Raw genomic sequence first — 14,130 nt, forward strand, 5'->3', positions numbered from 1 at the left:
CTTTTCCCTATTGCAAATCCATCAAAGTTTTTATGAAAAATTGATCTAATTTAGCTGGTTTAAAATGCCGTTCTGTTATTGGTGCAACTTGTTGCAAGATATCATTCATCGATTGTTCAATAAATAGTAATATTTCAGGATCGATAGCGATAAGTTGTGATTCAGCCATGGTTGCTTTTTGCTCAATAATCTTATTGATTTTGTTACGTAAATTTTCGGGCAATAGCGTCAATAATGGTGCTATTGCCATCGGTGCGATTTGCTGTTTTTCTAAACACCATTTAGCACATAATAGTGGTCTTAATACATAAAATAACTTTTTGACACCAATTTGTTGCCCTTTACTACTTTGCCAAGCACTTTTCGCTATACCTAAATAGTGAAAAATATTACCACGTGCATTAAAAAATTCTGCGCATAATTGCCATAATGGCTCAGCAATTGCATTATTTTGCTGATAAATAATTGGTGACTGCAACCACTCAAATGGCGTAGTATTGGATTTGCGAATTAACTGTAACGTTTTTTTCAAATCCCAACCATGTAAATCCAACTCATCGTCGATTGGAAAAGTAAGATGAGAAGCAGGATTATCAATTGATAAATATTTATCAATTGGATGAATATAAATAAAACGAACATCATAATCACTATTTGGTGAGGGAAATCCCCATGCTCGGCTACCAGATTCACAGGCAAAAATGATATTGATGTTATATTGTTGTTCTAATTCAATAAGTTTTTCTTGTATACGGTTTTGCATTTTCAATAACATCCTTATTAATTTTTATAATAACCATCAATTGAATAAAATTTTTAATCATTCATTTCAGCTATTAATGCGGCTAAATCTTCTTTAATCTCGTCATCAGGCTCAATGATTGCCAATTCTTGTATTGCTGTTTTGATATTGTCTGACCATAATGACCGATCCCAAGCTTTTATAGCATTTAATGCCATAGTTCGATGTCGCATTAGCGGGCTTTTTAAAGCGATTAATAATAAATCTTCACCAACCTCAGAAAAACGATCAAGTTCTTGTAATATCAGTAATAATATATAATGTGCATCATCTTCGCCGAATCCATCATCCAATGTAGGTCCGGTTGCGAGTTTAGCAAAATCATATTGTTGATTAGCTAATTGAATAACTTGTTGGATTCTTGATATTGAATCACTTTGCATCAAATCATTCCACTGATCACCATTATATTTTTTCTGATATTCAAATCGTGCAGGCCATGCATCAAAACCATATTGAGAATAAAGTTCTGCTGCTAGCGAAAATTGATTCTCATTGTTAGCCGTTAGGTTTTCTTCAATCAATTCTAACCATTTATCTTGTTGAATAAACTGATTAGCTTTTTCGATTATTTCATCTTTTATTTGTTCGTGCCAGTTAGGCGTATTTTCATCTACCTCCTCAGCAACAAAATTATGTATTAATTTGACCGCTCGTAATATATTCAGATCGACTAAGTTTGGTTGTTTAAGTAGATGAGTTAAATAATTGGCACAAACTTGAGCAGCAACATCATAACAATATATATCCTCAGCAGGCCCACCGTTAATTAATGCTTCTAGAATTTCACCGATTGAGCTAATTAATTCATTATCAATACTCTCTTGCTCTAACACCTTATCTAATTCACCAGCTACTGCGCAGGTATAAGCAAGATATTCATTCATAATGCTATTTTGATAACCGGCTCTTAACAACCAATCTTTGCTTGCTGATGATAATGGATAGTTGGTTAACCGTTCGACGATTTGAATACGTCCCCAACCATCAACTTTTTGGGCTAGTTTCATTAAGGTATTTTCAATATCATTTTCAGATGATAATGTATTTTCTAATGCAATAGCAGAATATAAGCTAAACTCATTATGCATACCGAATAACATAAATAGTTCGGTTTGTTCGGTGGTAAAAGAACCCAATATAGCAATACTAAATTTAATGATTTCACGATCAGGGCTATTAATGGCTAACCAATAGATAAACTCATATAATTTATCAAAATCAACATCAATGTTCGGTATTGCTTCAGCTAAATCATCAATAAAGCTTAATGTACGTTCAGTGGTGACTAAATTATACAGTTGCTCGATATCTGACTGATTAGGTTGTATTGTTATTTGTTGAAGCAACATTAGCATATTTTCTACACAATTTTGTTCTGTCGATGCGCCGTGATGATTGATAACACCATCCATTGCTCCATCTGCCCATTTGAATTCGTTATTATCCAAAGATTCATCATCAGGGAGCGTTTCCGCTATCTCTGGTAATTTATCAGCATTTTGATAAGGGAGTAAAAACTGATAAATACTGATTCTATTGTTATCCCATACTATTGGGAATGGTTGCTCAGTTGTTGTGTTTAAATTCGTTGTCATTGTTTATTCTTAAAATATCTTATCGTTATCGTGAATGATTAATTGTTTATATCAAAATGCTATAAGTAATCATTAGTTATCATATTATTACCGCCATGATCATCAAGGAAGTTATCTTCGATATCATTTATCCTTTCACACAGACCACTTGTCGTAGTTGATGAACAATCTCAACTAATTCATTTTGTGCCGTCATTACAGCATCAATATGCTTTATATGCCATTGGAATTTCATCAATAACATTTGCATCTTTATTGTGTTTTGTTTCTTTCTCTAAAAAGAAAGAACCTTTAACGTCTATTGGTGATATCGATGAATCCTAAAACAAATTTTTTAGAAAATTTGGCGATCACATATTGTTGATTCCTTAGGTACGAGCGAAGTGCTTATTTATATAGTTTTGCATATTATTCATGAAATTAATATTCCATCTACATTTGATGGATTAAAAGAAAAAGGTATAAACGTTCATAGACCCGAACATTATCAACCGAAGATTATAATACACCTACAAGGTTTATTATTAATATTAAAAAAATCTGTAACTACCCCCTAGAATAGTACAGTTAAAGAGTAGAACATTCTCTTTATTAATCCACAGAGGATTTAACCATGAAAAAATGACTGAACATCAAGTTATATCTATCTTAAAAGAAGATTGAAAATCTTAAGTTTAAGCAGGTGGTTGTTGAACTCAGTTTAAAAGCTCAGATCCAGAAGGAATTTATAAAAAAGCTCTAGTGCCTACTAAGAAACGTAAAGTTTGGGTAGTGCAATTGCAAGAAAGTCATTCTATTACTATTGCCATGAGCAGCAATATCGTTAGCTTAAGCTGCTGTGCTTACTATTATCAACCTAAGTTATCGGATAATTTGGTGATTATATCGGTACTCAGTACGATGACTAATAAGCATTTACGCTGAGGTTTTGCCAAATGTTTTAATCGCATCAGAAAGCAGGGTTATAAATGGAACCATAAACGGGTGTATTGTGAATTAAGGTTTAATCTCAGGATAAAGCATAAACAGCGTATTGCTCGCTCCACGAAGCCCTGAAAAACTATCAGCATCCAATAAACAAGGTGAATGCTGATCAATGAATTTTATGAGTGACAGCAGCCGCAATCAACACCGATTTAGAACTTCAATAATGTGATAGATGGCTTTAATCGTGAGGCATTAGCATTGATATTGCAGTCAGCTGCTGGCAGGTAGAGTTGCCCGTTATCTGGATAAACTGGCTGAACATCATGGTTATCCACTCGAATTTATCAAATCTTAAAATTTGGTGATTGCTGCCATAAAACGGAATAATAACCTCAATACTGATTAAATAAAGAAACGTGAATTTTACAAGCAATTCTCTATAACCCTTGCCAATAAAGGCTTTAAAGCCATTTTATGGATACACGCCATTATCGAACCAAATGTATCCGGGTTTGTATCCGATTTTCCGCTTGATTTGGGGTAATTCCAGTTGAATTCGGTTGAGTAGTGAAACAAGCTGAAAGGCTTATTTGAAAAGGCTTTAGACATAAAAAAACCAGCTTTAAGCTGGTGTCTTTTTTGGAATTGGTGCCCGGACGCGGAATCGAACCACGGACACGGGGATTTTCAATCCCCTGCTCTACCGACTGAGCTATCCGGGCAACAATGGAGCTGTATTAAACACGATTCTCGATTATCCGTCAATCCCTTTTATAAGATATTTTTAAAAATACATACTGATTGGTTGAAATTTAACTAATTGCCACTATATTAATAGTTTAGTTAGAATAATATCACTCTATATTTAGAGGAATTTTTATATGCGAGTTTTTGGTTTTATTATTTTTTTTATTTATGCTTATTTTGAAGTGAGTTTCTTTATAACAGTTGCTGATTCAATTGGTGTTTTTCTTGCTTTGATTGGGATTATTGCCACTTCAATTATTGGGCTTTCATTAATAAAAAAACAAGGTTTAAGAAATCTAAGTATTATGCAACAAAAAATTGCTAATCAACAAAGTCCTAAAGATGAAATTATTAAGAGCGTATCTTTATTATTTGCCGGCTTTTTATTACTTATTCCAGGTTTTTTAACTGACATTCTTGGTGCTATTATGTTAATTCCGTGGGTTCAAGAATATATTGTTCGCTTTATTATTGGGAAATTACCTTCTAAATTTTATTCATTTTATTCTAACAGCAATACACAAATGAATGATGTTATTGAAGGGGAATTCGAACGAAAGAGTGACGAATAAATAATCAATTGGATTTTTTTTTATTTTATTCTCTTGAAGAATTTAAAATAATCCCCATGTATTGTGCACTATATAATACATATCATATTTTTATGATTTATTGTTAATAATTATTTAAGTAAAAATTAGTGCTAGGAGATAACTAATGAAAATTCGTCCATTGCATGATCGTGTGATCATTAAACGCAAAGAAGTAGAATCAAAATCAGCTGGCGGTATTGTTTTAACTGGTTCAGCTGCTGGTAAATCAACACGTGGTGAGGTTTTAGCTGTTGGTAATGGTCGCATTTTGGAAAATGGTCAAGTTCAGCCATTAGATGTTAAAGTTGGTGATATCGTAATTTTCAATGAAGGATATGGCGTTAAAACAGAAAAAATCGATAACGAAGAAGTGCTTATCCTATCAGAAACCGATATTTTAGCCATTGTTGAAGCATAACTGGCAAATAATTTAACTTATATACAGAATCTAGGAGAAATACGAAGATGGCAGCTAAAGATGTAAAATTTGGAAATGACGCTCGTGCTAAGATGCTCAAAGGTGTGAATGTATTAGCTGATGCAGTTAAAGTAACGTTAGGTCCAAAAGGACGTAATGTTGTATTAGATAAATCATTTGGTGCCCCAACTATTACTAAAGATGGAGTTTCAGTTGCTCGTGAAATCGAATTAGAAGATAAATTCGAAAACATGGGTGCACAAATGGTTAAAGAAGTTGCTTCAAAAGCAAATGATGCAGCGGGTGACGGTACAACAACAGCAACAGTACTTGCTCAAGCTATCGTTAATGAAGGTTTAAAAGCTGTTGCTGCGGGCATGAATCCAATGGATTTAAAACGTGGTATTGATAAAGCTGTGGTTGCTGCAGTTGAAGAGCTTAAAAAATTATCTTCACCATGTGCTGATTCTAAAGCGATTGCGCAAGTTGGTACTATTTCAGCAAACTCTGATGAAACGGTTGGTACTTTAATTGCTCAAGCAATGGAAAGAGTAGGTAAAGAAGGTGTTATCACTGTTGAAGATGGTACTGGTTTACAAGACGAGCTTGATGTTGTTGAAGGTATGCAGTTTGACCGTGGTTATTTATCACCATATTTCATCAATAAACCAGAAACAGCTACTGTTGAATTAGACAGCCCATATATTTTATTAGCTGATAAAAAAATCTCTAACATCCGTGAATTATTACCAGTATTAGAAGCGGTTGCTAAAGCAGGTAAATCACTATTAATTATCGCTGAAGATGTTGAAGGCGAAGCATTAGCAACTTTAGTTGTCAATACTATGCGTGGTATTGTTAAAGTTGCCGCGGTTAAAGCGCCTGGTTTTGGTGATCGTCGTAAAGCAATGTTACAAGATATTGCTATCTTAACTTCAGGTACAGTTATTTCAGAAGAAATCGGTTTAGAGCTTGAAAAAGCAACACTTGAAGATTTAGGTCAAGCAAAACGCGTTGTAATCAACAAAGATAACACAACTATCATTGATGGTGTTGGTGAAGAATCATTAATTAATGCACGTGTTGAACAAATTCGTAAACAAATTGAAGAATCAACTTCTGACTACGATAAAGAAAAACTTCAAGAACGTGTTGCTAAATTAGCTGGCGGTGTTGCAGTAATTAAAGTTGGTGCAGCAACTGAAGTTGAAATGAAAGAGAAAAAAGCACGTGTAGAAGATGCATTACATGCGACTCGCGCAGCCGTTGAAGAAGGTGTTGTTGCTGGTGGTGGTGTTGCATTAGTTAGAGCTGCTTCTGCGATTTTAGATCTTAAAGGTGCAAACGAAGATCAAAACGTTGGTATTAAAGTAGCTCTTCGCGCGATGGAAGCACCATTACGTCAAATCGTTACTAACTGTGGTGAAGAAGCTTCTGTTGTTGTTAATGCGGTTAAAGGTGGTAAAGGTAACTATGGCTACAATGCATCAACTGAAGAGTATGGTGATATGATTGCCATGGGTATTTTAGATCCAACTAAAGTAACTCGTAGCGCATTACAATATGCTGCATCAGTAGCAGGTCTTATGATCACAACTGAATGTATGGTTACTGATTTACCTAAAGATGATAAAGCTGATTTAGGTGCTGCTGGTGGTATGGGCGGCATGGGAGGAATGGGCGGAATGATGTAATTTCCCCTATTATTCATCCAATAAAAAACCACTCCAATATGTGAGTGGTTTTTTTATATCTAAAACAGTTTTTATAAAATATTGAAATTAGGTTGTTAAATGCTGATAAAGCGTGATTACACCGATTGCGATCAGCACGAATCCTCCAAATAGCTCAGCTTTTTTGCCTATAACACACCCTATTTTCTTACCTAATAGCAGACCTGTTGTCACCATCACACAAGTTGCCAGCCCAATCATTGACGCAGTAAAATAGATATTAACATTCGCCATCGCTAAACCTACCCCAACGGCAAATGCATCAATGCTCGTTGATATAGCGGTAAAGATTAACATGAAAAAGGATTTTTTATTTGATGATATCGGTTCTTGTTGGTCATCTTCATCTGATGATTTTAGGCTGCTATAAATCATGTTAATACCTAAAAACAACATGATAGCAAACACGACCCAATGATCCCATTTTTCGATATATTGCAAGGCAATATAACCAATTAACCAACCAAGTAGTGGGGTCATCGCCTCAATAATACCAAATAAGACACCAATTTTTAACGCACCTAAAAAAGGTGTGGATTTTAATGATATACCACGACACAAAGCGACAGCAAAGGCATCGCTCGACATTGCCAGCGCCAATAACATAATAGTCAATAAACTCATGACACTTACTCTTGCTTCTAGAATATTTATTTTAATTTTTATGATTTATTTTTTTGATACTAAAAATAGATAGTTTGCAATATTTTGATCGCCTTTATTTTCATAAATTTCAGCTGTTTTTATCACACTACTTCGACGACTAGAATCATATTCAAAAAGTTGTTTGAACATAAGATCTGCTATTTTTTTATCTCCATTTTGGATAGCGCAATAACCATATTGCTCATAGGCATCGGCTTTCCAACGATGTTTGTCTAGCTCTAAGCTTTGTTCAAATTGTTTTTGAGCTTCTTGATAACGATCTCTACCACACAGAAAAGAGCCGTAATGAACACGATATAAACCGTTACCTGGTTGCATTAATGTGATACGTTTATAAATCATTTCAGCTTCATCATATTCGCCAACATGTTGATCAAACATTGCCATTGCTAGCATCACTTGTGGATTGTTGGGCGAATATTGAGACGCTAATTTTAGATTATAATGTGCAGCCTTAACATTTTCTTCCGATTCGTTTGCTTTAGCTAAATAGCCTAGTCCTAATCGCATTCTTGCTAATGCCGCGGTCTCTGGGTCAAACTCTTCTCTGTTATTGGTTTGACAACCTGCTAGCATTAGCATGGCAAAACAGCTTAATACTATTAGCGATTTTTTCATTTATCCTTCCTTTTTATATTAGAAGATTATGCTGTTTTCTGAACAAGATTTTGCTTTTTATAAAGGGTTCGTTTCGTACGATCAACTACTTCACCAGCAAGTTGCCCGCAAGCTGCGTCAATATCATCTCCGCGTGTTTTACGAACAATTACTGTGAAACCATAACCCATTAACGTTTTCATAAATCTATCAATTCTTGTATTTGAACAACGAGAATAAGGTGCTCCAGGGAATGGATTCCATGGAATTAAATTGATTTTACTTGGCACATTTTTCAAGAACTTCGCCAGTTCATGAGCATGCTCAACACTATCATTAATTTGATTCAGTAAAACATATTCAATAGTTACTTTACCGTGATTGGCATTTGATGTTGAAAGATAACGTAAAATTGAATCACGTAGCATTGCCATATTATATTTTTGGTTGATTGGCATAATTTCACTACGGATCTCATCATTGGGAGCATGAAGTGAAATCGCTAATGCAACATCAATCATTCCTGCCAATTTATCTAAAGCGGGTACTACACCAGAGGTTGAAAGTGTTACTCGTCTTTTTGATAAACCATAGCCAAAATCATCTAACATAATTTCCATTGCAGGCGCTACGTTAGATAAATTTAATAAAGGTTCACCCATCCCCATCATAACAACATTAGTGATAGGTCTGTCAGCTAATTTACCTGTGACCCCAATAGCATTGGATGCACGCCAAACTTGGCCAATAATTTCAGAAACGGTTAAATTGCGATTAAAACCTTGTTGAGCGGTTGAACAGAATTTACATTCCAGCGCACAGCCTACCTGTGATGAAACACACAATGTAGCACGGTCTCGCTCAGGAATATACACAGATTCAATCATCTGATTATTTCCCACATCTAATGCCCATTTAATGGTACCATCAGATGAACGTTGTTCAATAGCAATTTTAGGCGCTTTAATTTCAGCCAAGGTTTTTAACTGTTCACGTAGTTTTTTATTAATATCAGTCATTTGATCGAAGTCATCGATACCAAAATGGTAGATCCATTTCATAACTTGATCGGCTCTAAAGGGTTTTTCCCCAAGCGATATAAAAAAATCACGCAATTGCTGACGCGTAAAATTAAGTAGATTTATTTTTTCTTGTGTTGAATTAACATTGATTGTATTTGCAGCATCTGAATTAATTACAGACGTACTGGATGTAGCTGGTTTTAACATAAGGCCTCGTTTTTACACATTATGGCTATTTCAATTTTTAGGGAAAGGATTATACTGGTTTTCACATTATCTGGCTAATAGAATATTATAGAAACTCAAAATGATAATAAAAACAGTAAAATTAAAAGTAATTCTCAATTTTGCATTGATATCAACTCTATTTTTATACTCGACAATTACTATGGCACATTCAATTCCATTAAGTAAACTTACCGGTCAATTTGACGAAAAAAAAGACAGCAACTTTATAGCATTAGATTCGACAGTGTTACCTGTTAATAAAAAAGGAATGTATCTACAAAAAGAGCCAACAGAACAACTGATCAAAGCTTATAATGATTTTAAAAAGATACATCCAGATATTCCTTTTATTGTAGTCAGTGCAACTCGTAATTACACTTATCAAAATGGTATTTGGCAACGCAAATGGGATGCATTGTTGCAAAAAATCAATGATCCACAAAACATTGCTGCAGAAATTTTAAAATTTTCATCCATGCCTGGCACTTCAAGACATCATTGGGGAACAGACATTGATATTACTAGCTTGTCATCTGAATTTTTTAAGCAAGATAAAAAAGGTATTATTCTTTATAAATGGTTACAAGAAAATATGCCTAAGTATGGTTTTTGTCAGGCTTTTAACGAAGGCCGTAAAGGTGGATATCTTCCCGAAGAGTGGCATTGGTCATACAAACCTATTGCCAGTCAATATATTGCGGAGTATAAAGCGATATTAGACAGTGATCCTAATAAAGTTATACAAACCCTGAACTTTACAGGGCATGATAAAATTAAATTAACAGAATTGGTTAAAGAGTATGTATTATCCGTTAATAGTGATTGTTACTAGGTGTAAGCGTTTGATATTTACGCCAATAAGGTAAATATATAGTAACAACAAGTCCACCACCTTCTCGGTTTGCTGCCTTAATAGTACCGTTGTGCATAACAACGGTCTTTCGAGCAATCGCTAATCCCAGTCCATAACCTTTGCCAAGTTGTGGTGACTGAATACGGACAAATGGTTCAAAAATGCTGGATAATTTATTCCATTCAACACCCGGTCCACGATCTTTAACTTCTATTTGTAAGTATTTGTTCGTTTCTTTTAATGAGACCTCAATAGCCTGCCCTGCTTCAGAAAAACGAATCGCATTACGAATAATGTTTTCAATTGCACGACGTATCTGTTCCGAATTGCCTTTGACAATCGAATGATTAATTGTTGAAGGAATAAAATGTACATCAATCTGTTGGTGATTTGCTTCATAATTAGCATCACTGATCACCACACTTAATAAATCTTTCAAGTCAAAATATTCTTCATCATTACGATTGTTCATTTCAGTACGAGAGTATTTTAATATTTCGCCAATTAACTGATCTAATCGTTCAGATTCCAGTTCAATTCTCGCTAAACAAGTATCGATATTTTGTTTATTTTGTTGAGCAAGCCCAATAGCTAACTGCAAACGTGCCAGTGGTGTTCTAAGTTCGTGTGATACGTCATGAAGCAGTGACTGGCGATCTGAGATCAAGATATTAAGTTGTTCAACCATCATATCAAAATCTTTACCCACTTCACTTATTTCATCATGCCGATATTCTAGCTTATCAAATAATCGAACCGAAAGATTACCTTGTGATACTTGAAAAAAGGCCTGCCTTAATAATCGCATTGGTTTAGTTAAATTCCAAGCTAAAGTAAGACTTAACGTAAGCCCAACAAAAATTCCCGCCAGCGTAATAGGCATCGGCATATTAAACAGTATATTTTGGAACTGAGTATTTATTTCTTCTTTTTTAAACGAAACAGAATACAGTGTTCCATCTGGGGCCACAGCTGAACGTTGGTACATATAATTAGGCGATTCTAATTCATCGTTTAGAATATTAACTTGATCATTTTGAGGCGAGACCAATTTTATTGACAATAATACTCGCTCACGTTCGGGTAAATGTGCAATAAAATTAAGCGTATCTTCTTCACCGGCTACATGCAATAATTGCGCAATCATATCGACTTTTGTCGGCATATGATTGAGGATTTGTTTATTTTTTCCTTCTACATAGACAGAAAAAGCAATCCATGTCAGTTGAAAGGTGAGAAAAAACATCACGCAAAATACAATAAGTATTTTCCAAAATAATCGACGATTCATAGCAAACCTATTATTATTAACGAATGCGATAACCTACAGCTCTGATGGTTTCAATTGTCACGTCGTTTTGGGCAACTTGAAATAATTTCTGGCGAATATTACTAATGTGTACATCAACACTACGATCATAAAGTTCTCGAGCACGACCAAGCCCAACTTCGGACAACTCTTCTTTAGTAACAACACGTTCGCTATTTTTTACCAATAAGACTAATAAATTGAATTCAGTAGATGTTAAATCAATAGCCTGTCCATTCCATGTACATAACCGTTGCGGTAAATCTAATGTCAAACCATTAAAATGGTATTTTTTATCATCTACCAATTCAACTGTTCGTTCATCAAAACGGCGTAACACAGCACGTAATCGGGCTAGTAGTTCTCGAGGATAACATGGTTTAGGGATGTAATCATCAGCACCTAATTCTAAACCTAACACACGATCGATATTATCACCTTTCGCGGTTAACATAATAACGGGCATATTACAGTGTTGACGTATACTTTTAAGAACATCAATACCATTAATATCTGGTAACATTACATCTAGAATTGCAGCACGATATTTTCCCGATAATGCTTCATCAATAGCATCTTTACCCAAATAGACACTTTTAATATTAAAACCTTCATTGGTTAAATATTCACTAAGCATTTGTGATAATTCGACATCATCATCAATTAACAAAATATTTATCATACGTAGCCATTATTATTAATTTTATGTAGTTACATTATTACAATAATAAAAAAAAAGTCAGGTAATTTTACTAAAATATTACATATTTTGAACAATTCCTGATTATTTAATTCACTGTTTAACCAAATAAAAAGTCTAGATTAACACTAAATTGCAACATATTTTTTTAAAAAGATTAACATTAATTTTTTATAAAAATATTTTAAATAATAACCTCTATTTATTTTAGTGCAACATATTTAATTATTTACTTTGCAATCTTAACATTAAAATTTAAACTAAATATTATGTTTATTTTTAATTAAATGTTTCACCATCTAGCACTATTTATTATAGGCAGTAATATGGAGATAAAAAATGGAACAACAAGTAGTGTGGCAAGAATTAATTCAATTGGTGAAACATGAAGTTTTACCTGCATTAGGCTGTACAGAGCCTATATCTCTTGCTTTGGCGTCAGCTGTTGCGGCTAAATATATTGATAAAAACAGTATCAGCCACATTGACGCTTATGTTTCACCAAATTTAATGAAAAATGGTATGGCAGTTACTGTTCCTGGCACAGGTATGGTGGGTTTACCAATTGCAGCAGCGATTGGCGCAATCGGCGGTGATGCCGAAGCAGGTCTTGAAGTACTAAAAAAGATTACACCTAAACAAATTAACCAAGCTAAAGCTCTACTTAAAGAGCAAAAAGTGAATGTACAAATTGCTAATAATAATACGGCAATTTATTCTGAAGCCAATATTTATGCTAATGACGATCATGTTAGAGTATGTATTGAAAACTCACACACCAACATAATATTAATAGAAAAAAATGGTGAAGTAATTTTCAAAGCAGATAATAAAACACAAAGTGAGTCTAAAAAAGAATCAGTCATAACTCATATATCAGTTAAACAGATATATGAGTTTGCAACACAATCTAATTTTGATGATATCAAATTTATTTTACATTCTGCTGAATTAAACGATGCTTTATCTCAAGAAGGATTAAGACGAGAATATGGCTTAAGTATTGCGGCTACACTACATGAACAAATAAATACTGGTTTGTTAGCCGATGACCTATTATCAAAAGTAATTATTCGCACAACAGCAGCATCAGATGCCAGAATGGGCGGTGCAACTTTACCAGCGATGAGTAATTCTGGTTCGGGTAATCAGGGTATTACCGCAACGATGCCTGTAGTCGTGGTTGCCGATTACTTAAAATCAACCGCAGAGCAACTAGCTAGAGCACTCATTTTATCTCATACTATTGCAATTTATATACATAGTAAATTTCCGCCATTATCGGCACTTTGTGCTGCATCCACAGCCGCAATGGGATCGGCGGCGGGTATGGCATGGTTACTTGGTAAAGGCCAATATGAACCTGTTGAAATGGCTATTTGTAGTATGATTGGTGATTTATCGGGCATTATTTGTGATGGAGCTTCAAATAGCTGCGCTATGAAAGTATCAACTTCGGTCTCTTCAAGCTTTAAAGCTGTTTTAATGGCATTAAATCGTATTCGAGTGACAGGTAAAGAAGGTATAGTTGGTGATAGCGTTGAAACTTCAATTAATAATCTTGGAGCCATTGTTAGCAATAGTATGAAAGCAACCGACACGCAAATTATTGATATTATGTCACATAAAGCTTAAAAACATCGGCTTGTGGTAAAATATTAAGCTTTTAACGCTTTTAATATAAGCAATCAGTGCATTTTTGAAAAAATATACTGGACAATGTTATTTTTTATGCGTAATATTTCGTCCTGCTTCTATGGTGGCTATAGCTCAGTTGGTAGAGCCCTGGATTGTGATTCCAGTTGTCGTGGGTTCGAATCCCATTAGCCACCCCATTTTATAGAGCAGAAATCTAACGGCGAGTAGCGCAGCTTGGTAGCGCAACTGGTTTGGGACCAGTGGGTCGGAGGTTCGAATCCTCTCTCGCCGACCAATTT

13 protein-coding genes, 3 tRNA genes and 1 pseudogene are annotated in these 14,130 nt (G+C 34.6%); 8 read left to right on the forward strand and 9 right to left on the reverse strand.

The window, feature by feature from the left end:
* Nucleotides 1-7: 7 nt before the first annotated feature.
* The 3 genes and pseudogenes from H3T96_RS13865 to H3T96_RS13875 all read right to left on the reverse strand — a co-directional run.
* Nucleotides 8-763, reverse strand: coding sequence for a nucleotidyltransferase domain-containing protein (locus H3T96_RS13865; RefSeq protein WP_144093394.1), 756 nt, complete (start codon nucleotides 761-763; stop codon nucleotides 8-10).
* A 53-nt stretch (nucleotides 764-816) separates the two neighbouring features.
* Entirely contained in the window at nucleotides 817-2,400 is a 1,584-nt protein-coding gene (locus tag H3T96_RS13870) for a hypothetical protein (RefSeq protein WP_144093396.1), read from the reverse strand.
* Between the two features lie 127 nt (nucleotides 2,401-2,527).
* Nucleotides 2,528-2,654: pseudogene (locus tag H3T96_RS13875) on the reverse strand (RtcB family protein); the annotation flags it as partial.
* Between the two features lie 487 nt (nucleotides 2,655-3,141).
* Here H3T96_RS13875 and H3T96_RS13880 point away from each other — a divergent pair.
* On the forward strand, nucleotides 3,142-3,324 hold the full coding sequence (locus H3T96_RS13880; RefSeq protein ID WP_144093398.1) for a hypothetical protein: 183 nt from the start codon (nucleotides 3,142-3,144) through the stop codon (nucleotides 3,322-3,324).
* A gap of 649 nt (nucleotides 3,325-3,973) precedes the next feature.
* On the opposite strand, the gene H3T96_RS13885 is transcribed toward H3T96_RS13880, so the two are convergent.
* Nucleotides 3,974-4,049 (reverse strand) — tRNA-Phe (locus tag H3T96_RS13885).
* Nucleotides 4,050-4,208: 159 nt separating this feature from the next.
* Between H3T96_RS13885 and H3T96_RS13890 the strand changes: the two genes are divergently transcribed.
* The 3 genes from H3T96_RS13890 to groL all read left to right on the forward strand — a co-directional run bounded on the left by H3T96_RS13890 (nucleotide 4,209) and on the right by groL (nucleotide 6,779).
* Nucleotides 4,209-4,646, forward strand: a complete 438-nt coding sequence (locus H3T96_RS13890) for an FxsA family protein (protein WP_144093400.1) — start codon at nucleotides 4,209-4,211, stop codon at nucleotides 4,644-4,646.
* 145 nt (nucleotides 4,647-4,791) lie between these two features.
* On the forward strand, nucleotides 4,792-5,085 hold the full coding sequence (locus H3T96_RS13895; protein ID WP_034884480.1) for a co-chaperone GroES: 294 nt from the start codon (nucleotides 4,792-4,794) through the stop codon (nucleotides 5,083-5,085).
* Between the two features lie 47 nt (nucleotides 5,086-5,132).
* Nucleotides 5,133-6,779, forward strand: a complete 1,647-nt coding sequence (gene groL, locus H3T96_RS13900; protein WP_039129166.1) for a chaperonin GroEL — start codon at nucleotides 5,133-5,135, stop codon at nucleotides 6,777-6,779.
* A gap of 87 nt (nucleotides 6,780-6,866) precedes the next feature.
* On the opposite strand, the gene H3T96_RS13905 is transcribed toward groL, so the two are convergent.
* Genes H3T96_RS13905 through H3T96_RS13915 form a run of 3 tightly spaced genes read right to left on the reverse strand, consistent with a single transcriptional unit; the run spans nucleotide 6,867 to nucleotide 9,310 of the window.
* The gene (locus H3T96_RS13905; RefSeq protein WP_144093402.1) at nucleotides 6,867-7,442 is read right to left on the reverse strand and encodes a manganese efflux pump MntP family protein; all 576 of its coding nucleotides are present in this window, start codon (nucleotides 7,440-7,442) and stop codon (nucleotides 6,867-6,869) included.
* A gap of 45 nt (nucleotides 7,443-7,487) precedes the next feature.
* Nucleotides 7,488-8,102, reverse strand: coding sequence for a tetratricopeptide repeat protein (locus H3T96_RS13910; protein WP_039129176.1), 615 nt, complete (start codon nucleotides 8,100-8,102; stop codon nucleotides 7,488-7,490).
* A gap of 26 nt (nucleotides 8,103-8,128) precedes the next feature.
* A complete protein-coding gene (locus H3T96_RS13915) occupies nucleotides 8,129-9,310 on the reverse strand; it encodes a bifunctional tRNA (adenosine(37)-C2)-methyltransferase TrmG/ribosomal RNA large subunit methyltransferase RlmN (protein WP_144093404.1) in 1,182 nt (393 codons plus the stop codon).
* 100 nt (nucleotides 9,311-9,410) lie between these two features.
* On the opposite strand from H3T96_RS13915, the gene H3T96_RS13920 reads away from it, so the two are divergent.
* Entirely contained in the window at nucleotides 9,411-10,163 is a 753-nt protein-coding gene (locus tag H3T96_RS13920) for a M15 family metallopeptidase (protein ID WP_144093406.1), read from the forward strand.
* Here the strand turns inward: H3T96_RS13920 and H3T96_RS13925 are convergent.
* Together H3T96_RS13925 and H3T96_RS13930 are read right to left on the reverse strand one after the other, a co-directional pair.
* Entirely contained in the window at nucleotides 10,144-11,475 is a 1,332-nt protein-coding gene (locus tag H3T96_RS13925; RefSeq protein WP_086326864.1) for an ATP-binding protein, read from the reverse strand. The two genes, H3T96_RS13920 and H3T96_RS13925, sit on opposite strands and share 20 nt — an antisense overlap.
* A 16-nt stretch (nucleotides 11,476-11,491) precedes the next feature.
* Nucleotides 11,492-12,172 carry a response regulator transcription factor gene (locus H3T96_RS13930; protein ID WP_065739111.1) on the reverse strand — a complete coding sequence of 227 codons (681 nt, stop codon included), beginning with the start codon at nucleotides 12,170-12,172 and terminating at the stop codon, nucleotides 11,492-11,494.
* Between the two features lie 360 nt (nucleotides 12,173-12,532).
* Here H3T96_RS13930 and H3T96_RS13935 point away from each other — a divergent pair, with 360 nt between their 5' ends.
* From H3T96_RS13935 to H3T96_RS13945, 3 genes are all read left to right on the forward strand, one after another.
* Nucleotides 12,533-13,828, forward strand: a complete 1,296-nt coding sequence (locus H3T96_RS13935; RefSeq protein ID WP_144093408.1) for a serine dehydratase subunit alpha family protein — start codon at nucleotides 12,533-12,535, stop codon at nucleotides 13,826-13,828.
* Nucleotides 13,829-13,952: 124 nt separating this feature from the next.
* A tRNA-His gene (locus tag H3T96_RS13940) sits at nucleotides 13,953-14,028 on the forward strand.
* Between the two features lie 21 nt (nucleotides 14,029-14,049).
* Nucleotides 14,050-14,126 (forward strand) — tRNA-Pro (locus H3T96_RS13945).
* Nucleotides 14,127-14,130 lie beyond the last annotated feature (4 nt).

The sequence above is a fragment of the Gilliamella sp. W8136 genome (genome assembly GCF_016101285.1).
Lineage (GTDB): Bacteria > Pseudomonadota > Gammaproteobacteria > Enterobacterales > Orbaceae > Gilliamella > Gilliamella apicola_N.